Here is a 22756-nt window from a genome sequence, read left to right as displayed (position 1 = left end):
GATAAAAGAGAGGAAATCCCGATGAATACTCCCTATGTAAGAGCAGGCTGTTTCGCGCTGATAGCCGCCCTTCTGGCTGCATGTTCCGGTGATGATGCGGTCGGGGGCCAGACCGGCCTTGCAGCCGCACTCGCCGCCCTTGGAAGCGATTTTCAGACAGCGTTCAATCAGGGTCGCAACGACGCACCCATCAATGTCGACCTCGCGACACTGACGCTGAACCGCACAGCAGAACCGTTCGAATTCTGAGTTGAGCCAAGACAGTGTTGACCTTCAGGCGTCGCGGGAAAATCCTGCGGCGCCTACTTATTTGGCGATTGCTCAGAAGGCAGATCAATCACCCGCCCCGACTTGGGGTCGCGTAGCACCCGACGATCATAGGTCATCGTTACATCTCCTACAGTTGCTGTCACCGAGATATCATAGTTGTGAGATTGCCAGCCTGCGAGCGCTGGTTGCACCACCCCCAGATCAGAAAGATCGGCACGGATCAGAAAACCCTGCGACGCCCGACGTGCGCCTAAGCTACGGGCAACAATTGCGTTGGCAAAGACCGCTTCAAGCACGGGTTCCGAGGCGGTGTTCAAATTGATCGTAGCCGGTTGCAGCAGCGTCGTCACATAGGGGTCGAGCACGGCAACCGAATTAGCGCTGATCCCATACATCAACAACGCGTCAACAGACGGCAGCGGCCCCTTACGAGCCACGACATCGACAATCTCCGCTCCCAACTCAGGAGGGAGATCCAGCGCTCCCAGCAACTGATCGAACACACGTTTTTGGGTAAGGGCGTTGCCTGTGAGACTGTTGAGATCAAACCGTCCTTGCGCATCGGTCACGGAAACCGAATACGATCCAAAGTCAAACGCGGTTTCTTGCTGGGCCACCAGCGCCCATGGCTCTCGCAGGTGATCACTCTCCGGGGCAGTCATCAGATCGCGCCTCAGAGCGGTTCGCAAGGAGGCAACCCCACCTCTGGCAAGCGCATATGCCTGGGCGCGATCCTTGGTCTGCCGAACGTCCTTAATAGCCGTTTCCTGCGAGGTCAGCATCGTCTGCACGAGTGCCGCGGAAATCGCCATGACCAGAAGCACGTTGATCAGGGCAACGCCATCGTCGGACCTCTGCGGGATCATTCTGGCCAACGAGGGATGGACGACAGCGGCACCAATCTGCGGATCGCCCGGTTGGTATCGCCCTCTGGCAAAAGGTTGATTTCAACCGCCTGAATTTCACCAACGTCTGTTACGTTCCAGAACGCGCGCGCTGGATATACCAGAACCTGTTGGACGAGGGCCGGCTGTTCGGAACGCTCGATCCTGCGGTGCAGCCCCTTCTGAGATGAGAAGTACGTGACACGGTCCGCTGATGAAACCAGCGTGATCCGATCCTCTTCGAGTACAGAAAGGCCTTGTGATCGCAGAACATCCGCCTCGAATATACGAAGCGCCAAATCCATTTGTGAAACCGCCTCCAGGCGGCCATCCGTCTGTCGATCTGTGCGCACAATGGCATCAAGCACATTGAAGCTTGCCAGACCGATTAACGAAAAAACGGAAAGCGCGACAAGCATCTCGATCAATGTCACACCCGACTGCCCAGCCCGCGTTGTCATCCGACCTTGACGATCCGGCCGTTGTTGACCTGCAGAATGGCCAGATTACGCATGCAGGTTCGATCTTTGCGGAATGAGCATTGGCCCAGAAGCCCTTCGACGGGCGCATTACCGGCCAGCTGTACCTGACCTCGCCGATCTCTTGGCAGGCCAAATGCAAGCATGACGGCATCAACGGCCAACCCGGAAATGATCCCCATTTCTTCCCCCAGCTCATTTTGATAACTGGAGGAAAGGCGTCCAAAGAGAGTTGGATCGGGGCCGGTGAAGCTCATGGATTTGATATCCCCAAGAGTATCCGGCGGCACATCCGCCCATTGCAGCGAGCCGATCACCGCCTTGCCGGCACTACCGGCCATCCGCGCAAGCTTCAGGCCCTCTGCGTCAGCGGCCGGTATGTAAATGCTGTCAGCCGCTACGCCATCGGCGTTTGCATTCAGACGCCGGTTAAAATCACCTGGGTTTGCGTTCTGAATGGGCGGCATCAGTTTGACACGTTGCGCGCGGGCGGCGCGTGCCAAGGCTTCAGCCGACCGCACGCCGAACGCCCCACCAGGCTGGAGCATGGCCATGCTGCCAAATCCCTTTTGCTTGGTAAAGGCAACCGCCGCCTCTGCCGAATGCGCCGGTGTCACACCAAACACCCAGGCTCCGGTTTCTGTCAGACGATCATCATTGGAAAGTGAGATGACCTGCGCCCGCGGTTTGGTTTTCATCACGGACGCAGTATGGTCAGCGAACAGCGGACCTACGATGACCTCTGCGCCCGCGCCGTCAGCCAATCTTGCGGCTGCGGCAGCGCCCACGGGCGATGGCCCGGTGTCAAAAATCTCGACACGTTGCCGCAAGCCGCTGCGATCCTCGACAAGCCAGACCGCCTTGGCCATGGACTGCCCCAGTCTGGCCTGTGGCCCAGTGAGGGGAAGCAGCATGGCCGTACGGGCGGGCTCTGTCGGGATCAGTGTGCGGCTTTGAGAAGGTGCCACACAGGCACTAAGCAAAGGTAGACTTCCTGTCGCGGCCAGACAGCCAAGCAATTTTCGCCGCGTAAATGTATGCATTCCAGGGATTCCTTTTGTTTTCTGGCCCGGTCAGACCACCAGATTATTGAGGTTCACGATGGGCAGGAGGATGGCCAGCACCAGCAACATCACGACCCCGCCCATGACGAGCAGCACCAGAGGTTCAACAAGACCGACCAGCGCCTTGACGATCGCATTGAGCGAGAGGGCAGTGTCTTGAGCGTATCGAGCAAGGGAAAGCGGCAACGAGCCTCCTGCTTCGCCGCTTGCCACCATGGTAATCATCATTGGCGAAAAGATACCGTGGCTGGACAAGGCTTGCGACAAGGCCGCCCCGTCGCGCACGGCATTCGATACTTCTGTCAGCGTGGCGCGATAGGCGAGGTTGCTCACCGTACCGCTCGCAGCTGCCAGGGCATCGTCCAGGCTGACGCCGCTTTGCGTAAGAGTTGCGAGCGTGCCGGCAAACTGTGTTGCCGCGATTTGCCGGACAAGTCTGGTTCGCAACAAGATGCGATGCCACGTCATGTGCAGCCTCGGTACCTGAAGCGCGCGCCAGATTGCGAAAGCCGCAGCAAGCAGCCCTGCAACGAGGTAAGGCCACCAGATTAAAATACCGTCGCTCAGCGCGATCAGACCGAGCGTCAGGCCCGGCAAATCCGCGCCCCGGCTTGCAAAAACACGCACGATGTCCGGCACAACGAAAACCAATAGCGCAATGACAACGGCCAAAGAAACAACCGCCAGGATTGCCGGGTAAATAAGTGCCAGTTGAACACTGTTTTTATTTCGTGACTTGCTCTCCACATGGTCGGCCAGATGGCCCATCACCGCACCCAGTTTACCCGCCGCTTCCCCGGCCCGAACGGATGACACATAAAAGGCGTCAAATATTTTCGGATGTTTTGACAATGCAGCGGCAAGGCTCTGACCTTCGACAATATCGGTTTTCAGCCCGTCAATCATGCCCGCGAGACGGGCACCGGATTGCCGGGCGATGGCCGTCAAAGCGTCGTCAATTCGCACGCCACTTTCGAGCAACGTCGCCAATTGTCGGGTCAGTACTGCCAGTTCACCCGGCGATACGGATTTCCGGATCGCAATCGACGGCAAAACCGCGAATTCCGTTTGTTTGACGTCCAACGGAATGAGGTTCCGACTGCGTAAAACGCTGGTAGCTGTCTGTATGTCGGCGGCTTCGAGCTTTCCCCGCTGTGTCTCCCCCGAATTCGTTGCAGCAATATATTGGAAACGTGGCATGCGTCACTCCGCAGTTTCGTAAGTCACGCGCAGGACCTCTTGAGGCGTGGTCAAGCCAGCGCGGATTTTCTGAAGACCATCCGCGACAAGGCTTTGCGCGGACTCGCGTGCGATCAATTGCAGATCCGCCTCCGATAAACCGTCGGTGACGCCCCGTTCGAGCCGGGGCGTGGCTTCAACCACCTCATAGAGAGCGACGCGACCGCGGTAGCCGGATTGGCCGCAGGAGGCACACCCGGTCCCACGTTGCACGATATCGTTTCGCGTCGTTCCCAGAGCTTCTGCTTCGTGGCGGGTCATGGTATCGGGCGCTGCGCAATCGGAGCACACTCGCCGCACAAGACGCTGGGCAATTACGCCCCGCACCATCGGCGCCAGAAGGAACCGTTGCACCCCCAGATCAACCAGCCGGTTGATACTGCCCACCGCCGTATTCGTATGCAGCGTTGACAGAACCAAATGCCCCGTCATGGCGCTTTCCACCGCGATCCGCGCAGTCTCGCCATCCCTGATTTCACCCACCATGATTACATCAGGATCCTGTCGCAGAATTGCGCGCAGGCCCCGCGCGAATGTGAGATCAGTCGCCGTGTTCACCTGCATCTGACCGATGCCTGCAAGCGCGTATTCGATAGGATCTTCGATGGTCATGATGTTGCGTTGGCGATCATTGAGCGCATCCAACGCGGCATAAAGCGTAGTAGTCTTGCCCGACCCGGTTGGCCCGGTCACCAGGACAATGCCGTCAGGGGATTTCAGCATCCGCCTGAATGCAGCGCCCGCCGTATCTCCCATCCCCAAACCAGACAGGCCCACGCGGGTCTGGCCCCGATCCAGCAGTCGAAGAACGACCCGCTCGCCATATTGCGCCGGTAAGGTCGAGATACGTACATCCAGTTCGAAATCGCCAACGCGCAGGGAGACCCGGCCGTCCTGGGGCACACGTTTTTCGGAGATGTCCAGCTTTCCCATCACTTTGATCCGGCTGCACAACAACGGCGCCAATGCCCGGGAGGGCTCAAGCACATCGCGCATGACACCATCGATCCGGAAACGCACGACAAGACGTTTCTCCTCGACCTCAATATGCACGTCCGACGCCTTTTCACGGGTTGCCTCTAGCAAGAGCGCATTGATCAAGCGCACCACCGGTGCGTCGTTGCGTTGATCCAGCAAGTCATCTACAGCTGCCGCACTGTCCGCGAGCGCCGCGAGATCACCACCACCCACATCCGCCTGAGCGGCGCCAGCGGCGGCGTGAGAATTGTCGCGATACATCGTCTCCATACGTGCCGCCAACACGGTCGCCGAAACCTTGCGCAGCTTTAACAGGCGAGATTGATGCCGCTGCACCTCAATCAAGGCTGCCACGGACGTCGCCTCGGTCATCAGACAGGTTTCGCCGTCTTCCAGAACAAGCAACCCATGGTCTCTGGCAAAGGCGTAGGAAAGCTGTCCGGTCATCGTGCAGGCTCCAGTGTGATCCGTGTCGAAACTGTCCCGGGTGCCGTGCGCCTTCCCATTTCGACCGCGCTGATGCGCAACCCTTCCTCTTGCGTCAAAGACGCCAGCCAAGCGATTACAATCGCAAATGGCGCGTCATCCAAGGTCACGGACATGGCTGTCCCCGACGGCTCCATTCGGCGTATCAAAAGGTTCGCCGCTTCGGCGCTTTGGGTCAGGATGCCTTGAATGGGACGGGGCGTGTTTGCAACAACCGTACCGTCGCTGGATGCCAGAATATCAGCTATGGCATCAGCTTTCTGGATGCGTGTCAGGCTTTCAGCTTTCAACGTGATCATGGGCGAGATCAACGCGATCCAAATCGCCCAGGCCAAAACTGGTGGAACACCGGCCAATAGAAACCGGATTTCCCGTGCTGACAGACTGCGCTTCACGACGCATCCCTCACCTGCAGGAGGATTTCAGCACCGCTTTCAGTCGCGGTTGCCGTGCCGCTCGTGACCTCCATACCCGCATCGCTCAATGCGACTTCAGTGGCTTGCAAGGAGCTGAACTCGCGACCCTGAACAAGTAGTGTCAGCACGTCTTCCTGCGCGCCGTAGCGCAATTCGCGAAAAGTGAGTTGAGCATCCTGAGCGTCCAAAGCACGCGAAACCTGCGCCAATAGTTTCATGAAACGATCCTGTCTCTGGGGTGCGATTTGTTCCGAAATTCGTGCCGCGATCTGAAAAAACGGTTGCTCTATCGAAGCATCCGGTACGCGCTCTGCGAGAGCAGCAGCCAAAATTGCGGCCCGCCGGTCAGCAATTGCGGCCAGTGCGCGGGCATCCACGGCCAAAAGTGTGAGTTGTCCGATAGCGCAGATGATCAGGGCTATTGCCGAAAACCTGACAAAACGGCGTGGCGCCCTTTTGCGATGTTTGAAGGCTCCGCGTCGCAAGTCCATCTGCAGATCATTCGGGTCCGCTGGTGGCGGGTTGCTCGAAAGATCGGTGACGTCCGGTCCTGAATCCAATGGGCCTGTTAGCGAAAAAAGTTCCGGTTGACCGCCGGCGTTCCAGAACGTTGTAAAATCGTCAGCGCGACAAACAAAGCCGGTTGCATCCGTTGCACGGACATAAACTACCGATGCCTCACACCACAAGTTCCACGCATGGCCGTCGGTTTCGGGTCGCGGAATACCAAGCACATCCGGCAAGGCAGCGCCCGGAAGATCAACGTCGGGGATGGCTCTCGCCAGCGCATCATCGTCGCAACAGGCTACAAGGTAATGGCCGTCCTCGAACGACGGACCCAGTGTCAGCTCCGCATGTTCGCAAAGCTGACCGCTTAGCGCAAATGCCATCGCCTTGAGGCGTTGACGAGGCGACTTCAGCGGCAGTAACACATTGAAAAGACTGACCGTCCCGGTCGGTAGGACAATCGGCGCCGGACGATTGGCCTCACGCGCGGCATCGTTCAACCGCGCGGCAAGCGCATCACTAACACCCGGGATGCCACGCCCTGGCGACACGGGGACGAGAGCACGCGAGGGCAGGCCCTCGTGGTTTCGTCCAGTGATAGCGCAGCCGTCACCACATTGTGCAACCATTTGATTTTCCACAATAAAAAACTTTTCAACGCGATATTTCGTGTCTATGTACCCAGAATTACGAGACTCGAAAGGAAATGGTTTCATGAACCGACTCACACTCAAACCGCGCTCCCATCGCCCGACAGATGCAGGCGTCACATTGATCGAGATGATGGTGGTACTTGTGATGATCTCTGTTGTAGCGGCCATCATCGTCCCAAATGTCATCGGCCGTCCCGATGAGGCACGGGCCAGTGTTGCTCAAACGGATCTGCGCTCCATTGCCAGTGTGCTGGAGCTATACCGCCTTGACAATCGGCGCTATCCGACCACCGGACAGGGTTTGTCTGCCTTGGTCGACCGCCCTGTCAGCCCACCCGTTCCCCGGAATTGGCCCGAGGGCGGATACCTCACCACACTTCCACAGGATCCATGGGGCAATGCCTATCTGTATCAATCGCCCGGGTCAGCGGGCGCGTTCGACCTTGTATCGCTCGGAGCAGATGGCGTGCCGGGTGGTGACGGGACAGCAGCCGATATTGCGCTCGACGGACATCCCGCAAAGCTCCCATCAAGATGAGCAACCGCCGGAATGACGCCGGAGTCACGCTGGTCGAAATGCTTATCACCCTTGTTGTGATCGGCGCGATGGCCGGTGCCGTCGCCTTGGCCATCGCGCCAAAGTCAAGGGGCAACTCTGCTGAGCTTATGGCGCTCAAATTGTCGGCCGATCTTGCCCGGGCTGTTCAATACGCAATGGATCATGATCAGGCTTTCGGTGTGAAAGCGGGGCAGGATGGGTACAGCTTTTGGGTTGCCGATGGAAAAGACTGGCAGCCGCATCCGGCGGCTTCGCTGCACGATCTGAAACCTTTTGGAGAGAACTTGCGTATCTCGGTGCAGGACCATGAAGATGTGGTCTTTGCCGTGTCGCGGTATCTGGTGCCTAGGGCCCGGACACCATGGCAGGTAACATTGAAGCAGGGAGCTTTGACGCATCTTGTGACCTTTGACGGGATCACAGCGCGGATCGCTCTGGCAGGCGGAGACTAGACAGGATGCGACGTGCACAGGACGCTGGATTTACCCTCATCGAAGCGCTTGTTGCCCTTGGCATCCTGTCGACCGCATCGATCTTCTTGTTGGCCATATCGCAGTCGCATGTCGCCCGCGTCGGACAAGTTTCGGATCGTAGAACCGCGCTCTGGATCGCTGAAAACCGGCTTGTTGAGCTTGAACTGGGTATGGCAGATTTGCCCGCAGAGGTGACCGTGCTGGACGCGCTTTGGCGAATTAACACCGACAGATCCGCGACCTCTGACCCCGATTTGACCCGCGTGGACATCCGCGTGGCCGCAAGCGGAGGAGGACTTACCACCGCTTCGGCGCTGCTGACCGGATTTGTCGAAACCCGGAAAGCAGGTGGATCATGAAATTTGATCCATGGCATCTGGGACAACTCGGAATTGGTCTTCTGGTCGCCGGGCCCCTGATCTGGCAGATGCCTTCGGTTGTGCGACATTCGCTGGGTATTGTGGTACTGGAACAGCCCGAACGCACCATCAACCAGACAGACACTGATGACCCAACGGTCGACCTGACGGCGCTGTTGGCCTTTCGCCCCTTTGGACGCGCAGCAGCCGAGGCGACAATAGACTTTGGTGCGCCTACCAACGCGCTGCCTGATCTGACATTGAATGGTGTTCTGAAGTCGGCGAGAGCGGAGGCTTCCGCCGCACTTATCTCGGTGGCAGACGTTCAGGATCTTTTCCGCGAAGGAGACCCGATTTCCGAAGGGCTTCGCGTTGAATCCGTCGCCTCCGACCACGTTGTTATCTGTTCAAGAACCAAGAAAATCATTCTGACGTTTGAAGAAACCCAGGAAACAGAGGGTGAAAAAACCAAAAATGCCGCCGCCGAGACGCCGATCAACGACCGCCTGCGGGCGGCCGCTGTTGTCGCGGATCGCACGTCCCGCACGGGCCTTCCCGAAACCACGCAGGAATACATCGCCTATTGGCGTCAGAAGATACGTAAGAACCCGCAGGCCGTTCTGGACACGATTGGGCTGGAACCCGTCGGTGATGGCTACCGCATTGCCCAAAAACACAACCGCGGCGTTCGGCTCGCGGGACTGCAGGCTGGTGATCTGGTGCGGAGTGTCAACGGCAAGTCGGTTGGTAATCCGAAGGAAGATCGCAAGACATATGATGCCATCGCTGCATCTGGCCAAGCGCGCATTGAAGTTCAGCGCGGCGACAGGCTGCTCACATTTTCATTTCCGCTTAGGTGACCGCTTTGACGTTTTTCAGATCAACGCTTGCAGCCGGGCTATTGATGGTCTCGCCGCTTCTTGCACAGGAAGCGGAAGATGGCTTCATCATCAATCTGCGCGATACCGACATTACTGTGCTGGCCGAGCAGGTAGCACAGATCAGCGGTCGGACACTGATTGTTCATCCTGAGCTGCGCGGCGAAATAACGGTTGTTTCGGCGGAACCCTTGGACACCGAAGGCGCCTGGGAGCTTTTCCAGTCGATCCTGAGAGTGCGCGGATTTCAGGCGGTCCAAAGCGGCGCGATCTGGCAAGTCCTGCCCTTGGAGACCGCCCGCACCGCCTCGCGCGTCACAGGTGCCCAAAAACCCGGCAGCCAGGATTTTGTGACGCGGCTTGTCATCCTGGACCGCTTGCCATCTGGCGAGGCCGTTCGCGTGTTGCGCCCGTTGGTGGCGGTGTCAGGCTCGATTGAAGCGCTGGAAGAACCGAACGCAGTGCTGATCACCGACACATTGGAAAGTACCGCGAGGATCATGCAATTGGTGGCGGAGCTGGATCAGGAAGACACCCGGCAATCACGTGTGCTGCGGTTTCAACATACCCAGGCATCCGTTATCGGCTCTGCAATTGCAGAAGTATTGGGGCCTGACCCAACCGGCGCGCGCCTGTCTGTAGACCCGATGTCCAACACGCTGCTGGTCAGAGGATCGCTGGAAGATCTGGATGAAATTCAGGCGCTCGCCAGTTCGATGGACGTGCCCCCCGAAGAAAACCCACAAATTGCGCTGACGACCGAAGTGATCCGGTTGCGCTTTGGCGAGGCAACGCAGGTGGCGGAGCTGGTACGGGCCACGTTGACCGGATCAGCCGGATTGACCAACCCCGTTTCAGAAAGCCTCGAAAGCGAGAGCCTCCAGAGTATTGCCGTAACCGATGGCATCGAAGACGTTTCGGTGCAGGCCTCCACCGAGCTGAATGCAGTCGTTGTGCGGGGAACGGCGGCACAAATCCGCGAAGTTGTGGCATTGGTTGGGCGTCTTGATCAAAGGCGGGCACAGGTGCTGATCGAAGCCGCTATCGTGGAAGTTTCGGGCGATGTGGCGCAGCGGCTGAGCGCACAGCTTGGTTTTGGTGATCTGGCACCACCCGGTGGGCTGGCAGCGACATCATTCAGCAACGGCGGCGTGTCACTGGGCTCCGTCCTTGCAGCAATCGGTGTGCCCAACGCGTCTTTGGCACCAGCGGGAGGCAGTTTCAGCATCGGCAATGACAACTTCGGGCTTCTGCTGCAGGCACTGAACCAGACCAGCAAAGCCAACTTGCTGTCCACGCCATCCCTGACGACACTAGACAATCAGGCCGCGTCCATCGTGGTCGGGCAGAACGTACCGTTTCGTACAGGCTCCTTCGCCACGGACGGCAACACCGTGCAGCCATTCACCACCATCGAGCGACGGGATGTCGGCATCACCATGAATGTACTGCCAAGGGTCAACGCGGGTGATGTCGTCCGACTGGACATCAGCCAGGAGGTATCCTCCCTGGTGAACGCCAATCTGGAAGGCGCCGCAGATCTGATCACCAACCGCAGGTCCATACAGACAAGTGTTCTGGCAGATGATGGCGCGACTATCGTTCTTGGCGGTCTGATCACACGTGATGACCTGGAGAGCCTGCAAAAAGTACCCGGTGCAGGTGATATCCCGCTCCTCGGCAATCTTTTCAAGTCACGGAGCACCACCCAAAACCGCAGAACGCTCTTTGTCTTTCTCAAACCCACCATCCTGAGATCAGCGCCCGACATACGCAAAACCTATGATGCGCGTCTCAAGGCATTGAGCGCGGCCCGTGTAGAGCAACAAGGCAAGGCAAAGGTGCCGCGTGCGCCGGTCAAACTGGAAATCGGAGGACTTTATTGATGAACAATTCGATAGCCGTCGATGGCAGCAACAACGTAACACCTCTTCGGCGGGTTGAGCCTGACCTGTCTGATCTCATCCGCCGCGTCGCCTCTCGCGACCGAGCGGCCTTCGATCAGTTATATCTGGTGACGTCGCGCAAGCTATTTGGCGTTACTTTGAGAATGCTGAAAGATCGCGCGGAAGCCGAAGACGCGCTACAGGAAGCTTACGTACGCATCTGGCAAAAAGCGGATCGCTTCCGACCAGGTCAGGCACAGCCGATGTCCTGGTTGATCGCAATTACACGCAACCTGTCCATTGACCGCTTGCGGCGCCGAAAAGCACCATCGGTTCCCATTACCGATGCCTTCGATATAGCTGACACCGCACCCGGACCCGAAGCGATGACAGCCCATTCGATGCAGCGCGCGCAGCTCGATCAATGTCTGGAGAAGCTAGGTGCTCGCAAAGCTGAAGCCGTGCAATCAGCCTATATCGAAGGCTACAGCTATCAGGAACTCGCTGACAGGTTTCAAATCCCGTTGAACACCATGCGTACATGGCTACGTCGAAGTCTCCTGTTGCTGCGCGATTGCCTGAAGGAGAATTCGCAATGAATGTCACCGACACGCAGGACGCAGATGCCGCCGAATATGTCGTTGGTCTCATGGGTCACGCCGATCGAATCGCGTTTACCGAGCAACTGAAGACAGAACCTGCTTTGGTTCAAAGTGTCTTCGCATGGGAAGAGCGCCTTGCGTCCCTCAACATCGAATATCACCTGGCGAGCCCGCCCGACTGGGTGAAGAGGGCCATTGATCGACGCTTGTTTGGCAAACCAGGAACAGTCGGGCGCAGTACATGGCGCTCGCCCTTCTTACCAACTCTTATCGCGGCAGGGCTGGCAGCGGTTCTGGTGATTTTCAGTTCGCAATTGTGGCCCAATTCACCGGAATATGTTGCGCGTTTGGAAGCCATCGAAACGGGATACTCTTTCCAGGCCAGCTATGATCAGGGAGATCAGTTGTTGACAGTCACACCGCTTGAAAGCCAGCGGCCAGAGAACACCGATTTCGAAGTTTGGCTCATTGGCGACAATGGTGTGCCTCTTTCATTGGGCGTCCTGCCCCCCGGTGGGCAGATAACTTTGCGATCAGATGTCTCGATAGCGCAGGGGCTGACATTGGCCGTCAGCCTGGAACCTCTTGGCGGTTCCCCAACCGGAGCCCCTACAGGGCCGGTTTTATCCGCAGGAATTTTGAACGATGTTTAGAATACTGGGCTTGTTGACGGCGATGATCCTCGGCGGGATGGCAGAAGCCCACGAATACTGGCTGGAACCATCCGCGTTCCTGCTGGAACCGGACGAGGAACTCTCCGTTACCGTGCGCGTAGGCGAGGTCCTTGAAGGGCGTGCCTTCCCATTCGATCCACGCGCTTATAAGGAGGTAATTTGGGCGGGACCCCGCGATCAGGTCGATCTCAGCACGCAGCAAGTACGGGCAAAAATCAGGGAATTGCAGCCTTTTGGCAACGGTCTGCACAGCCTCACGGTTTCGTCCTACGACCAAACTCTAACATATAAAAATCGGAACGATTTGCTGAGTTTCCTGAAATCGGTCGGTCAGGAGGCACTAATTGAAGAGCTGTCTGATCAAGACCTTCCAGCCACGAGCGTTACGGAGATGTACCGCCGATCGTCAAAGCTTCTTGTCCACTTTGGGACACTTGATGGCGAAGATAGCCGCAGGAGCTTAAGTCGTGAATGGGTTGCCATGGGAAATGGCTTTGTTTTGTTTGACCAAGACGGCGTCGCGGCAAATCAATCCGTTCAGATTCTTTGCCGCTCGCAGGAAACCGGCGCGGTGTCCATGTCGCTGACCATGAAAACCCATGCCGCCGGTCAGGTATCGCCTCGCCTGCCCGAGGGATCGGTTTGCTTGCTGAATTCGGTTTTTGTCGAGCCGGGGGGAGCCAAAAGTGATTTGAAAAGTGACTGGGTATCGTTGCATTTCAAAACGTTTCCCTGAAGACAGACGACCAATGCGGGCACGAAAATCCGCGACGCAAGCACGTGATGGCACCCTCCCAATGCGGTGACCATAGATACGCGTCGGTTAGGTGATCTGGCCGCCTTGGTTGAGCTTTCCGCCACCTTTCTTGTCAATCATCAAACGATGTGCAAGTTTGCGGACAGCTTCAATATCCCCCGGTTTCAGTATGATTTCGCGTCGAAAATTCTTCTCCATTTTGCTTGTTCCGTTCGTCGGACACCAATTAGGCGGCATTGCCAAACTTGGAGAGCGCTGGGTTGTTCGGAACGGATGGATACTTTCGACCAACGACATTGAAAGGCTGCGCGATCATCATAAGAACAGGGGCTGATCTTGCTGCGATATCTGACCCCTGAAACCGAAATTTCGCCAAAGTATGATGTATGTGTGATCGGCGCGGGTGCTGCCGGCATTTCCTTGTCTCAAAAATTACGTTCAAGAGGGCAAACGGTCTTGCTGGCCGAAGGCGGCGGCGAAGACTGGGAAGACGACTCGCAGGCAATATACCAGGGTAGCGTTGAGGGCGATGAGTACTTTGACATCGAAACCGCGCGTCTGCGTTTCTTTGGCGGCACCACAAATCACTGGGGGGGGATGTGCCGCCCGCTGGAGGAGTTGGATTTTCAAGCAAAACCCGGTTTTCCGCTTACCGAGTGGCCTATCTCGCGTAGCGATCTCGATCCGTTTCTGGATGAAGCCCGCGAAGTTGTCGAAATCCCGGAATTCCCAGACGACAGCGCGCTGGAAGGCACGGATGATCTACGCAGAGTTCATTTTGTTTTCTCGCAACCGGTACGTTTTGCAGAGAAGTATCGCGAACCGTTTTCCTCCGACCCCGGCATTGATGTCTTGCTGCATGCCAACGCCCAGGAGGCCATGTTAGACGACCAGAAAATAACATCCGTCCGTTTTGAAAACTACTCCGGCCATTCGGTTGTCGTGAAGGCAGATGCGTTCGTTCTTGCCTGCGGCGGCATCGAGAACAACCGCATTTTATTGCAGTGGAATCGGGATCACAACAATGGGTTAGGCAACAAAAACGACCTTGTCGGACGTTATTGGATGGAGCATTTGACCCAAACCATCGGTGAGGTTGCTTTTTGCGAAGGGACGTCTTTTGGGGATGATGACGTTTACCTGCCCTTCTCGCGAAGCCGATTGTACGTTGCTCCGACACAACGGTTTATGACCGAAAATGGGTTGCTGAACTGCCGAATCCGGCTTGACCGCGACCCGGATATGGACTGTACCCCACCAAGCTGGATAGCCAAGTTATTGGGCACGGCGCCCGAAGTGCCTGCCCGGATCGCGTGGTTGCGCAGCTCATCGGAACAAGAACCTGTGTTTGAAAACCGTGTTACACTGTCCTCGGACGTAGACCGATTTGGCAATCCGCGTGCGAAGTTGCACTGGCGTCGAAGCGATCTGGACCGAAGGACATTTCGAGAACCGGCACTAGCCCTTGGACAATTTTTTGCAGAAAAAACCAAGGTCAGGATGCGTCTGGATGACTGGGTCTTATCATCTGAGCTTGAGTTTAGTTGTGAAGGCGGTGGTCATTGCCCCGGCGGCTACCATCACATGGGTGGGACGCGAATGGCGGCAAGCCCGGAAACGGGTGTTGTGGACTTGAACGCTCAAGTATTTGGAAGTGATAATCTTTTCTGCGCAGGCTCATCAGTTTTCCCTTCTGGCGGTTTTTGCAACCCGACGTTTTCTATTGTTCAGCTTAGCCTGCGATTGGGCGATTATCTTGCAGACAGGAACCTAAAATAGCGGGCTGGGATATTTCATGCACCTGCCGCCTGCGACAGGTGTTGAGCTAGTCGCCTGTTGGCATGTCACTCGCCCGCAGGCATGGTTTTGTAAGGCGCAATCGCAAGCGCCTGCCGTGTGTCTTCCAGCGTTTTCAAAAACCTCAGAGAAGCGTCGATGCGGGCCTGAACCTCTTCGATCTTGCTGGCGAGAAACGCATCGCCGTCCAGATCATCCCCGTCCGCGGCATCAAGTTGCGATAGCAGGATTGCGAGATCTCCGATGCTGACCCCCGCTGCCTGCGCGTCCCGAACGACCTCCAGCGTCATGATCGCCTCTTCCGGGTAGGTTTTGTAGTTATTGCCGCCTTCGCGACCGCATACCGGTATCAGACCCTGCTTTTCATATAAGCGGATCGCGTCGCGGCTAAACCCGGATCTCTTTGACAGTTCTCCAATACGCATCTAAAACCATTGATTATGAACCATGGTTTAGATTCCATGGTTTTGAAGCACAAATCAAGGAGAATATTATGGGAAAGAGATGCCAGAGTTGTGGAATGCCCTTTGATAGGGACCCTGAAGGTGGCGGCATCGAGAAAGACGGAAGCCGCAGCGTAACTTATTGTTCGCTTTGTTACGCAGACGGGGCATTTCGCCATCCTGGAGTATCCGTCGAGGAGTTTCAGTCACACTGCGTGGATGCCTTGACCGCCAAAGGGATGCCCCGGATTATGGCTTGGGCCTTTACCCGCGGAATTCCAAAACTTGATCGATGGACGGCCTGAAGAGCTCCCAGCTGAAAAATGCAGGCAGATCAGTCGTGTCGCATAAGCTCTTTTACAGCACACGTTGCCCTATCGACCGGATTTCATATTGTCGATGGCAGCACGGGCGCTTTGAGACAAGCTGCGAATTTCGGTGCTGATATGCGCGAACCCAGCCCCTTGATCGCCGAGCCGCGCAGCTTCAACGGAAGCGTTGATCGCGACGTAGAAAATTTTCTTACTTATCACATCCAGTTCCGCGATCGAATGTTTCGACATATTGGCGTGCTTGTACTGTCGCGACAGAACCATGGTCAAAAATGTTTCGCGCAAGACATTGATGGCTTCGAGAACTGCTGGGCGCATCGTTTCACGAATCGACTTCAGGACGGCGGCGCGCCGATCAGGATCGGTCTGATCAGAAGCGAAATCTCTCAAAAGCTCATGTGTCTGGTCCACAGAGTTGGCAGCGACCTGGCAAATTTCGCGGTGCGCTGCTTCAACCATAGCCCCTTCTGCCTGAAAATACTCGCTGCCCGACGAACGCAGCAAATCCGCCGCACGGTCCATTCTTCCAGAAACATCCTGAATGTCCGCATTGCCGCTCTCTTCAAGAACGAAGTCGATCGGAATCCACAGCACTGGAAGAATCTCATCTTCAAGCTGCACAACGGGATCTTTGGTCCAGTCCAGATTTAGTTCCATATCAGGCCTTCGTATTAACGCTGAGCCGATGACTATCATTGATAGGTTAATCAGGTGTTCGAAAGATCATGTCCTCAAAACCGAAAGTTGGTCTCAGAAACCGGGCAAGCAGCAGCGACAAAACATCCCTACGCTCGCGCCAATGATCCGCAGTCAATCTCTGCCGAATCAAACCTATGTTTGCCTCAGTCGAATTTGGACGGATGCTCAGGAAATTGGCGGACGGCTCATCGCTGTATCGACCATTGGCCCGTCAGAAACCGGGCGGAGACATTTACAATTATGTGGCGATTGCAACATTGCGATCTAATTGCCGGTATGTCTTTGCAAACTCAATCGTTTCATTGCAGTTTGAAAGACTAATTGGATAAGGATTTGACGTGTCCCTCTTTTTCATCGTTGCTTTACCCTTTTTTGGAGCGCTCCTACCCGGACTGATGAATGCCGCAGGGCGGGCTGCCTGTGCAGGGGTCACATTCATCGTATCGCTTTCGGCCTTTTTGGGCTTGCTGACAAATCTGCCTGCGGTTCTCGCCGGTGAAGTGGTGTTGGCTCGGGTCGATTGGATGCCGACGCTGGGGTTGAATTTCACGCTGATGCTGGATGGGTTAGGCTTTTTCTTTGCCCTGTTGATCCTTGGCATTGGGCTGTTGATCATCGCCTATGCCCGCCACTACCTCAGTCGCGATGATAACATGGGCGAATTCTTCACCTACCTGCTGCTGTTTCAGGGCGCGATGGTCGGGATCGTTCTGAGCGATAACATATTGCTTTTGCTTATTTTTTGGGAGTTGACCTCTCTGTCATCCTTCCTGCTCATCGGTTACTGGAAACATTTGCCTGCGGGTCGACAGGGCGCGCGCATGGCGCTGGCGGTCACGGGTATGGGCGGCCTGGCAATGATCGGTGGCATGCTGATCCTTGGGCAAATCGTGGGCAGCTACGACCTCAGCGTCATTTTGCAAAATCGTGAACTCATTCAAGCCGACCCGCTCTACCTGCCTGCGCTGCTATTGATCCTGCTGGGTTGTTTCACAAAATCCGCGCAGTTCCCGTTCCACTTCTGGCTGCCCCACGCGATGGCCGCACCAACGCCGGTCTCGGCCTACCTGCACTCCGCAACGATGGTGAAAGCCGGTATTTTCCTGATGGCCCGTCTGTGGCCGATTCTGTCCGGGACGCCGGAATGGTTTGCGATCGTCACCACCGCAGGTCTGGTCACAATGGTTCTGGGTGCGGTGGTTGCGCTCTTCAAGCACGACCTCAAAGCCCTGCTGGCGTTCTCGACCGTCAGCCATCTGGGGCTGATCACGATGCTTTTGGGGACCGGCACAGCCTTTGGTGCGATGGCCGCAGTGTTTCATATCCTCAATCATGCGACCTTCAAGGCCGCGCTCTTCATGTCGGCAGGGATCATCGACCATGAAGCGCATACCCGCGATATCCGGCGGCTGGGGGGCCTGCGCAAACTGATGCCCGTAACCTTTGTGATTGCCACTTTGGCCGCCCTGTCAATGGCCGGCATACCCTTGCTAAACGGGTTCCTGTCCAAGGAAATGATGCTCGAAGAAGCCACGCATACTGCCTTGTTCGGCGTCAACTGGCTGCTGCCGGTTATGGCAACGCTTGGCTCACTTTTTTCCGCCGCCTATTGCTTCCGTCTGATCGGGCATGTGTTTCTCGGGCCGGTGCGCGATGACTACCCTGCCAAACCACACGATCCCGGTGCTGGCATGTGGCTGCCCCCGGGTCTGCTGATCGTGCCCGTTATCGTGATCGGCATTGCCCCGTTTGTCGCCGAACCTTTTGTCAAAATGGTCACCGCGTCGTTGCTTGGTGACGCAGCAGAGGTCCCCAAAGCCCATTTCAAGATCTGGCACGGGTTCGTTCCACCGCTCTATATGTCCATGATCGCGACGGCGGGCGGTCTGATCCTGCTGGCCGTTTTCACACCGATGCTGCGGTTTTGGGAAAACACGCCGCGCCCCGAAGCCAAGGTCATCTTTGAGGCCATTGTCGAGGCCGCAGCCACTCTGGCGCAGAAGATTGTCCTGACGTTGCACAATGGTGCCTTCACCCGCTATGTGGCCATCGCGTCCGTTGCCATGATCGCCGCTGGCTTCCACGCGTGGAGCACCGGCACCACCTCCTTGCCAACGCGATCTGTGCAGGCGGCAAACCCCGTGCTCATCGCCGGTTGGGCTATGTTGGTCGCGGCAACCTGTGGATTGGTTTTAATGCACCGAAACCGCTTTTTGTCGCTGATCCTGATCGGCATCGTTGGTTTGATGGTTTCCATCGGCTTCGTCTTCTTCAGCGCGCCCGATCTGGCCATGACCCAGTTCACTGTGGAAGTGGTGACCATCATCTTGCTGCTGCTGGCCTTGAATTTCCTGCCGAACCATACACCGGTTGAAAGCACGGTGCTGCGGCGCGTACGTGATACCGGCGTCGCGATCGCAGGGGGTCTTGCAACCTTTGCGCTGGCCTATCACTACCTGCTCCGCGACGCGGTGAGCACGCCAATCTCGGAGTTCCATCTGGCCAATTCCTACAAAGGCGGGGGCGGCACCAACGTCGTCAATGTCATTCTTGTCGACTTCCGGGGTTTCGACACCTATGGCGAAATCATCGTGCTGGGTATCGCGGCTCTGCTGATCTACGCGCTGACCGAGACACTGCTCGACGGTCCAGTGCGAGCAAGGCTTCTGAACCGAAAACCTGACCAGCCCCGCGCAGGCGACATGCATCCGATGATGATGGTTGTTTTGACACGGGTCATCATGCCGGTGGTGCTGATGGTCGGTTTCTACATCTTCCTGCGCGGTCACAATGACCCCGGGGGTGGGTTCATCGCCGGTCTCGTCGTCTCCATAGCAGTCGTGATGCAATATATGGCGAGCGGGTTTGCATGGACCTCGGCGCGGCTGAAATATCCCTATCACGGTGTCATCGGGGCCGGTGTCCTGATCGCCGGCCTGACGGGCATCGGATCATGGTTTGTCGGCAAGCCCTTCCTGACATCCGATTTCACCTATGTGCGCATCCCGCCCTTTGAAAAGTTCGAACTGGCTACTGCGGCCCTCTTTGATCTGGGAGTGTTCCTGGCTGTTGTTGGTGCCGTGATGCTGTCGCTGGAAAGCTTCTCGCGCCTTGCGCGGCGCGCTCATGTCGTCGACAGCGAACATCCGATGGATATTGACCCGTCACGGGATGACCTGGCTCCCGAAGGGCCCGACACCGTAAAGGGGGACGTGTAAAATGGAATTACTTGTCGCCTCCGCCATCGGGATCATGACGGCCGCCGGTCTGTATCTCGTGCTGCGCCTCAGAACTTTCCCGGTTATCCTTGGCATGTCGTTGCTGACCTATGCGGTGAATGTCTTTCTTTTCGCGTCAGGTCGACTGACCATCGGTGCACCGCCCATCTTGCGCGACGATGTGACGGCCTATACCGACCCGCTGCCGCAGGCGCTGGTACTGACGGCCATCGTGATTTCCTTTGGCATGACGGCCGTGGTGGTCATGATCGGGCTCGGCGCCTTTCTGGGGTCGAATGACGATCACGTGGATGACCAACCAGATACGTCGACACCAAAATCCGAGGGGCAAACATGACGCACTGGATTATCGCCCCTGTCGTCTTGCCTGCATTGCTGGCACCCTTCATCGTATTGGCCGCCCGCTATCATATTGGCATACAACGTGTATTCTCGGTCGCGGGCGTCGTCGCGCTGATCTCCATAGCAGCAGGGCTTGCATGGCAGGTCTCCGATGGCTCCGTTCTGCTCTATCAACTGAGCGATTGGGCCGCGCCCTTTGGCATCGTACTCGTGGGCGACCGGCTCTCCACGCTGATGGTCCTACTGACGACCGTACTGGCACTTTTTGTGCTGCTTTATGCCATTGGGTCGGGCTGGGATAACCGGGGCCGACATTTCCATGCCCTGTTTCAATTCCAACTCATGGGCATTCTGGGCGCTTTTCTGACAGGCGACCTCTTTAACCTCTTTGTGTTCTTCGAAGTGCTGTTGATCGCCTCTTACGGGCTGATGATCCATGCGGGTGGCAACGCGCGGTTGCGCGCGGGCGTGCAATACGTGCTCTTCAACCTTGTCGGATCAACATTGTTTCTGTTCGCGCTGGGATCAATCTATGCCGAAACCGGCACGCTCAACATGGCTGATCTTGCACAACGTGTGACCCTGATCGGGTCGGAGGAAACTGTCGGTATTCGGGTCGCTGCTGTTCTTTTATTGCTGGTCTTTGCGATCAAGGCGGCGCTCGCGCCGCTGCATTTCTGGCTCCCCTCAAGCTACGCCGAAGCGCCAGCACCGGTTGCAGCCCTCTTCGCCATCATGACCAAAGTCGGCGCTTATGCGATTATTCGCGTCTACACAATGATCTTCCCGCCTGACCTGGAGGTGACATCCGGCCTGCACGATCTGTGGCTGTTACCTGCCGCACTGGTTTCGCTGGCCATCGGCATGCTGGGCGTTCTGGCCGCTAAAAAGCTGGACCGGCTGCTCGCCTTCTCCATCATCGGGTCCATGGGCATGGTGATGGTGACGATCTCGCTGTTTTCACCCGCCGGTATCGCGGCGGCGCTTTACTACATCGTGCATTCAACACTGGCAGGCGCTGCCCTCTTCTTGATCTCTGACCTCGTGCGCACCGGTCGCGCAAATCTGAACCTTGTTCCACAACCCCCCGTCATGGGCAGCGCCCTGACCGCTGGTCTGTTCTTCGTTGGTGCGATTGCAATGGCCGGTCTGCCGCCCCTCTCCGGCTTTCTGGGCAAACTGCTGGTTCTGGACTCGGCCTATGGAACGGATCTGATGGTCTGGATCTGGGTCATTGTGCTGGGCTCCAGCCTGATCAGTATTCTCGGATTTGCCCGCGCTGGCAGCATCCTGTTCTGGAAAGCACATAGCATGGACCCCGGTGAAGACCCCGGCGACGTGACGCGACCCACCGTCTTGTCTTATGTTGCCGTCGGCGGTCTCTTTTCACTCCTCACCGCCCATACCGTCTTCGCCGGTCAAGTGCATGGATACACCACGCGCATCGCGGCACAGCTCTTTGCACCGGATGCGTATATCTCCACTGTGATCGACACCCCCGGCAAACTCAGCAAGCCCAAGGAGGACCACTGATATGGCACGTGCATACCGATGGCTGCTGCCCCACCCCATTCTGACACTCATTCTTGCGGTCGTCTGGACGTTGCTGCAGAACGAGATTTCAGCAGGAATGGTTGTTTTCGGGATCATTCTCGGGATCATCATTCCCTGGATAACATCGGTCTGGTGGCCTGACACACCGCGTGGGTTCCGCCTGGACAAGATGATCAGCTACAGCCTCATCGTCATGTGGGATATTCTGGTGGCGAATGTTCAGGTCGCCTGGATCGTCCTGACGGTGCCCAATTCGAAACTGAAACCCGCGTGGATTGTCGTGCCTCTCAAACTGCGCGAACCGGAGGCCATTACGGTACTCGCCGGAACCATCACGCTGACGCCGGGAACAGTTTCCGCCGACCTGTCCGACGAAGGTCACAGCCTGCTGGTGCACGTGCTGCACACGGATGATCCCGACGCGGTTCTGAATGACATCAAGACCCGGTATGAAGGCCGCCTGCTGGAGATATTCTCATGACCTTTGCATCGGGACTGCTGGATTTCGCCTTGACGATCGCCTTTGTCACGCTGGCGCTCGGCCAGATACTCTCCATGATACGGCTTGTGCTTGGCCCCAGTTCGGGGGATCGCGTTCTCGCCCTTGATACGATGGTCATCAATGCATTGGGGCTGGTTGTCGTTCTGGGCATACAGCAAGGCATCCAGATATATTTCGAAGTATCGTTACTGATCGCAATGCTGGGGTTTGTCTCCACCGTTGCGCTTGCGCGCTTCATTCTGCGAGGAGACATCATCGAATGACGGCTCAAATAATCGGCACATATGCCGCAGCACTTTCGCTATTGATCGGCTCGGGATTTGTCCTTGTTGGCGCCATAGGTCTGTTGAAGTTCAACGACCCGATGACCCGCCTGCACGCCCCGACAAAAGTGGGCACGGTTGGCATCGGCATGCTGTTGCTGGCGTCAATGTTGCATTCACTTGTGATTGGCGACGGATCATTTCATGAACTGCTGATCATGGCGTTTCTCTTTGTCACGGCGCCTATTTCCGCCAATTTCATTGCCAAGGTGAACATTCACCGCCGCGCTTGCGAAACGCCGCCTGCTCCGCCGCGCGATGATACCTGGTCCACGCTGCAAACGCCGGAATCTGACTAAGACGCGAGAGCTTCAATTCCAGTATCCCAAAAGTCAAACACATGAAGTGTGTCCTGTCGCCT

General features: G+C 56.9%; 27 protein-coding genes. 17 read left to right on the top strand and 10 right to left on the bottom strand.

Features of this window, described 5'->3' with window-relative positions:
- Nucleotides 1-21 precede the first annotated feature (21 nt).
- Nucleotides 22-249: a hypothetical protein gene (locus tag ACOTTU_RS15070; protein ID WP_425659218.1), complete on the top strand. Its 228-nt coding sequence runs from the start codon at nt 22-24 to the stop codon at nt 247-249.
- Between the two features lie 53 nt (nt 250-302).
- Here the strand turns inward: ACOTTU_RS15070 and gspK are convergent, their stop codons facing one another.
- The 7 genes from gspK to gspL are packed head-to-tail and all read right to left on the bottom strand — an operon-like array spanning nt 303 to nt 6952.
- Complete coding sequence (gene gspK, locus ACOTTU_RS15065; RefSeq protein WP_425659216.1) at nt 303-1136, bottom strand: type II secretion system minor pseudopilin GspK; 834 nt, start codon at nt 1134-1136, stop codon at nt 303-305.
- Entirely contained in the window at nt 1133-1615 is a 483-nt protein-coding gene (locus ACOTTU_RS15060) for a PulJ/GspJ family protein (protein ID WP_425659214.1), read from the bottom strand. Before ACOTTU_RS15060 ends, gspK begins: the two co-directional genes overlap by 4 nt.
- Nucleotides 1612-2676: a penicillin-binding protein activator gene (locus ACOTTU_RS15055; protein ID WP_425659212.1), complete on the bottom strand. Its 1065-nt coding sequence runs from the start codon at nt 2674-2676 to the stop codon at nt 1612-1614. Before ACOTTU_RS15055 ends, ACOTTU_RS15060 begins: the two co-directional genes overlap by 4 nt.
- A gap of 30 nt (nt 2677-2706) precedes the next feature.
- Nucleotides 2707-3897, bottom strand: a complete 1191-nt coding sequence (locus ACOTTU_RS15050; protein WP_425659210.1) for a type II secretion system F family protein — start codon at nt 3895-3897, stop codon at nt 2707-2709.
- Nucleotides 3898-3900: 3 nt separating this feature from the next.
- The gene (locus ACOTTU_RS15045; protein WP_425659208.1) at nt 3901-5361 is read right to left on the bottom strand and encodes a GspE/PulE family protein; all 1461 of its coding nucleotides are present in this window, start codon (nt 5359-5361) and stop codon (nt 3901-3903) included.
- Nucleotides 5358-5795, bottom strand: coding sequence for a type II secretion system protein GspM (gspM, locus tag ACOTTU_RS15040; RefSeq protein WP_425659206.1), 438 nt, complete (start codon nt 5793-5795; stop codon nt 5358-5360). The genes ACOTTU_RS15045 and gspM overlap by 4 nt, the downstream gene beginning before the upstream one ends.
- Entirely contained in the window at nt 5792-6952 is a 1161-nt protein-coding gene (gene gspL / locus ACOTTU_RS15035; RefSeq protein ID WP_425659204.1) for a type II secretion system protein GspL, read from the bottom strand. Before gspL ends, gspM begins: the two co-directional genes overlap by 4 nt.
- 85 nt (nt 6953-7037) lie before the next feature.
- Between gspL and gspG the strand changes: the two genes are divergently transcribed.
- The 8 genes from gspG to ACOTTU_RS14995 are packed head-to-tail and all read left to right on the top strand — an operon-like array spanning nt 7038 to nt 13143.
- Nucleotides 7038-7514, top strand: a complete 477-nt coding sequence (gene gspG / locus ACOTTU_RS15030; protein ID WP_425659203.1) for a type II secretion system major pseudopilin GspG — start codon at nt 7038-7040, stop codon at nt 7512-7514.
- On the top strand, nt 7511-7987 hold the full coding sequence (locus ACOTTU_RS15025) for a pilus assembly FimT family protein (RefSeq protein WP_425659201.1): 477 nt from the start codon (nt 7511-7513) through the stop codon (nt 7985-7987). Before gspG ends, ACOTTU_RS15025 begins: the two co-directional genes overlap by 4 nt.
- Before the next feature lie 5 nt (nt 7988-7992).
- On the top strand, nt 7993-8367 hold the full coding sequence (gene gspI / locus ACOTTU_RS15020) for a type II secretion system minor pseudopilin GspI (protein WP_425659199.1): 375 nt from the start codon (nt 7993-7995) through the stop codon (nt 8365-8367).
- Nucleotides 8364-9227 (top strand): type II secretion system protein N, encoded by an 864-nt coding sequence (locus ACOTTU_RS15015; RefSeq protein ID WP_425659197.1) that lies wholly within the window; start codon nt 8364-8366, stop codon nt 9225-9227. The genes gspI and ACOTTU_RS15015 overlap by 4 nt, the downstream gene beginning before the upstream one ends.
- Nucleotides 9228-9232: 5 nt before the next feature.
- The gene (gene gspD, locus ACOTTU_RS15010; protein WP_425659195.1) at nt 9233-11131 is read left to right on the top strand and encodes a type II secretion system secretin GspD; all 1899 of its coding nucleotides are present in this window, start codon (nt 9233-9235) and stop codon (nt 11129-11131) included.
- Nucleotides 11131-11730 carry a sigma-70 family RNA polymerase sigma factor gene (locus tag ACOTTU_RS15005; protein WP_425659193.1) on the top strand — a complete coding sequence of 200 codons (600 nt, stop codon included), beginning with the start codon at nt 11131-11133 and terminating at the stop codon, nt 11728-11730. Before gspD ends, ACOTTU_RS15005 begins: the two co-directional genes overlap by 1 nt.
- The gene (locus ACOTTU_RS15000; protein ID WP_425659192.1) at nt 11727-12386 is read left to right on the top strand and encodes an anti-sigma factor; all 660 of its coding nucleotides are present in this window, start codon (nt 11727-11729) and stop codon (nt 12384-12386) included. Before ACOTTU_RS15005 ends, ACOTTU_RS15000 begins: the two co-directional genes overlap by 4 nt.
- A complete protein-coding gene (locus tag ACOTTU_RS14995; protein WP_425659190.1) occupies nt 12379-13143 on the top strand; it encodes a hypothetical protein in 765 nt (254 codons plus the stop codon). Before ACOTTU_RS15000 ends, ACOTTU_RS14995 begins: the two co-directional genes overlap by 8 nt.
- 87 nt (nt 13144-13230) lie before the next feature.
- Here the strand turns inward: ACOTTU_RS14995 and ACOTTU_RS14990 are convergent, their stop codons facing one another.
- Nucleotides 13231-13461, bottom strand: coding sequence for a hypothetical protein (locus tag ACOTTU_RS14990; RefSeq protein ID WP_425659188.1), 231 nt, complete (start codon nt 13459-13461; stop codon nt 13231-13233).
- A 93-nt stretch (nt 13462-13554) separates the two neighbouring features.
- Between ACOTTU_RS14990 and ACOTTU_RS14985 the strand changes: the two genes are divergently transcribed.
- Nucleotides 13555-14943, top strand: coding sequence for a GMC oxidoreductase (locus ACOTTU_RS14985; RefSeq protein ID WP_425659187.1), 1389 nt, complete (start codon nt 13555-13557; stop codon nt 14941-14943).
- 65 nt (nt 14944-15008) lie between these two features.
- On the opposite strand, the gene ACOTTU_RS14980 is transcribed toward ACOTTU_RS14985, so the two are convergent.
- Nucleotides 15009-15386: a MerR family transcriptional regulator gene (locus tag ACOTTU_RS14980; protein ID WP_425659185.1), complete on the bottom strand. Its 378-nt coding sequence runs from the start codon at nt 15384-15386 to the stop codon at nt 15009-15011.
- Nucleotides 15387-15454: 68 nt separating this feature from the next.
- On the opposite strand from ACOTTU_RS14980, the gene ACOTTU_RS14975 reads away from it, so the two are divergent.
- Nucleotides 15455-15709, top strand: coding sequence for a zinc ribbon domain-containing protein (locus tag ACOTTU_RS14975; protein WP_298914479.1), 255 nt, complete (start codon nt 15455-15457; stop codon nt 15707-15709).
- A 69-nt stretch (nt 15710-15778) separates the two neighbouring features.
- Here the strand turns inward: ACOTTU_RS14975 and ACOTTU_RS14970 are convergent, their stop codons facing one another.
- Entirely contained in the window at nt 15779-16432 is a 654-nt protein-coding gene (locus ACOTTU_RS14970) for a methyl-accepting chemotaxis protein (RefSeq protein WP_425659183.1), read from the bottom strand.
- A gap of 341 nt (nt 16433-16773) precedes the next feature.
- On the opposite strand from ACOTTU_RS14970, the gene ACOTTU_RS14965 reads away from it, so the two are divergent.
- From ACOTTU_RS14965 to mnhG, 6 genes are read left to right on the top strand one after another with little or no spacing between them, the layout of a single operon-like run.
- Nucleotides 16774-19653, top strand: a complete 2880-nt coding sequence (locus ACOTTU_RS14965; protein ID WP_425659181.1) for a monovalent cation/H+ antiporter subunit A — start codon at nt 16774-16776, stop codon at nt 19651-19653.
- 1 nt (nt 19654) lies between these two features.
- On the top strand, nt 19655-20011 hold the full coding sequence (locus ACOTTU_RS14960; protein WP_298914470.1) for a Na+/H+ antiporter subunit C: 357 nt from the start codon (nt 19655-19657) through the stop codon (nt 20009-20011).
- Entirely contained in the window at nt 20008-21549 is a 1542-nt protein-coding gene (locus ACOTTU_RS14955) for a monovalent cation/H+ antiporter subunit D (protein ID WP_425659179.1), read from the top strand. The genes ACOTTU_RS14960 and ACOTTU_RS14955 overlap by 4 nt, the downstream gene beginning before the upstream one ends.
- Nucleotide 21550: 1 nt before the next feature.
- Nucleotides 21551-22051 (top strand): Na+/H+ antiporter subunit E, encoded by a 501-nt coding sequence (locus tag ACOTTU_RS14950; protein WP_425659178.1) that lies wholly within the window; start codon nt 21551-21553, stop codon nt 22049-22051.
- Nucleotides 22048-22335, top strand: a complete 288-nt coding sequence (locus ACOTTU_RS14945) for a K+/H+ antiporter subunit F (RefSeq protein ID WP_298914462.1) — start codon at nt 22048-22050, stop codon at nt 22333-22335. Before ACOTTU_RS14950 ends, ACOTTU_RS14945 begins: the two co-directional genes overlap by 4 nt.
- Nucleotides 22332-22694 (top strand): monovalent cation/H(+) antiporter subunit G, encoded by a 363-nt coding sequence (gene mnhG / locus ACOTTU_RS14940; RefSeq protein WP_298914459.1) that lies wholly within the window; start codon nt 22332-22334, stop codon nt 22692-22694. The genes ACOTTU_RS14945 and mnhG overlap by 4 nt, the downstream gene beginning before the upstream one ends.
- Nucleotides 22695-22756 lie beyond the last annotated feature (62 nt).

The sequence above is a fragment of the Roseobacter sp. EG26 genome (assembly GCF_049830555.1).
In the GTDB taxonomy this organism is placed as follows: domain Bacteria; phylum Pseudomonadota; class Alphaproteobacteria; order Rhodobacterales; family Rhodobacteraceae; genus Roseobacter.
Note: the sequence above shows the minus strand (reverse complement) of the source record. Positions and strands in the feature narration are given on the sequence as shown.

Bases quoted from the DNA above. Each gene is read 5' to 3' on its own strand.
- ACOTTU_RS15070 (WP_425659218.1), top strand. From the start codon at position 22: ATGAATACTCCCTATGTAAGAGCAGGCTGTTTCGCGCTGATAGCCGCC.
- gspK (WP_425659216.1), bottom strand. From the start codon at position 1,136: ATGATCCCGCAGAGGTCCGACGATGGCGTTGCCCTGATCAACGTGCTT.
- ACOTTU_RS15060 (WP_425659214.1), bottom strand. From the start codon at position 1,615: ATGACAACGCGGGCTGGGCAGTCGGGTGTGACATTGATCGAGATGCTT.
- ACOTTU_RS15055 (WP_425659212.1), bottom strand. From the start codon at position 2,676: ATGCATACATTTACGCGGCGAAAATTGCTTGGCTGTCTGGCCGCGACA.
- ACOTTU_RS15050 (WP_425659210.1), bottom strand. From the start codon at position 3,897: ATGCCACGTTTCCAATATATTGCTGCAACGAATTCGGGGGAGACACAG.
- ACOTTU_RS15045 (WP_425659208.1), bottom strand. From the start codon at position 5,361: ATGACCGGACAGCTTTCCTACGCCTTTGCCAGAGACCATGGGTTGCTT.
- gspL (WP_425659204.1), bottom strand. From the start codon at position 6,952: ATGGTTGCACAATGTGGTGACGGCTGCGCTATCACTGGACGAAACCAC.
- gspG (WP_425659203.1), top strand. From the start codon at position 7,038: ATGAACCGACTCACACTCAAACCGCGCTCCCATCGCCCGACAGATGCA.
- ACOTTU_RS15025 (WP_425659201.1), top strand. From the start codon at position 7,511: ATGAGCAACCGCCGGAATGACGCCGGAGTCACGCTGGTCGAAATGCTT.
- gspI (WP_425659199.1), top strand. From the start codon at position 7,993: ATGCGACGTGCACAGGACGCTGGATTTACCCTCATCGAAGCGCTTGTT.
- ACOTTU_RS15015 (WP_425659197.1), top strand. From the start codon at position 8,364: ATGAAATTTGATCCATGGCATCTGGGACAACTCGGAATTGGTCTTCTG.
- ACOTTU_RS15005 (WP_425659193.1), top strand. From the start codon at position 11,131: ATGAACAATTCGATAGCCGTCGATGGCAGCAACAACGTAACACCTCTT.
- ACOTTU_RS15000 (WP_425659192.1), top strand. From the start codon at position 11,727: ATGAATGTCACCGACACGCAGGACGCAGATGCCGCCGAATATGTCGTT.
- ACOTTU_RS14995 (WP_425659190.1), top strand. From the start codon at position 12,379: ATGTTTAGAATACTGGGCTTGTTGACGGCGATGATCCTCGGCGGGATG.
- ACOTTU_RS14990 (WP_425659188.1), bottom strand. From the start codon at position 13,461: ATGTCGTTGGTCGAAAGTATCCATCCGTTCCGAACAACCCAGCGCTCT.
- ACOTTU_RS14980 (WP_425659185.1), bottom strand. From the start codon at position 15,386: ATGCGTATTGGAGAACTGTCAAAGAGATCCGGGTTTAGCCGCGACGCG.
- ACOTTU_RS14975 (WP_298914479.1), top strand. From the start codon at position 15,455: ATGGGAAAGAGATGCCAGAGTTGTGGAATGCCCTTTGATAGGGACCCT.
- ACOTTU_RS14970 (WP_425659183.1), bottom strand. From the start codon at position 16,432: ATGATAGTCATCGGCTCAGCGTTAATACGAAGGCCTGATATGGAACTA.
- ACOTTU_RS14960 (WP_298914470.1), top strand. From the start codon at position 19,655: ATGGAATTACTTGTCGCCTCCGCCATCGGGATCATGACGGCCGCCGGT.
- ACOTTU_RS14955 (WP_425659179.1), top strand. From the start codon at position 20,008: ATGACGCACTGGATTATCGCCCCTGTCGTCTTGCCTGCATTGCTGGCA.
- ACOTTU_RS14950 (WP_425659178.1), top strand. From the start codon at position 21,551: ATGGCACGTGCATACCGATGGCTGCTGCCCCACCCCATTCTGACACTC.
- ACOTTU_RS14945 (WP_298914462.1), top strand. From the start codon at position 22,048: ATGACCTTTGCATCGGGACTGCTGGATTTCGCCTTGACGATCGCCTTT.
- mnhG (WP_298914459.1), top strand. From the start codon at position 22,332: ATGACGGCTCAAATAATCGGCACATATGCCGCAGCACTTTCGCTATTG.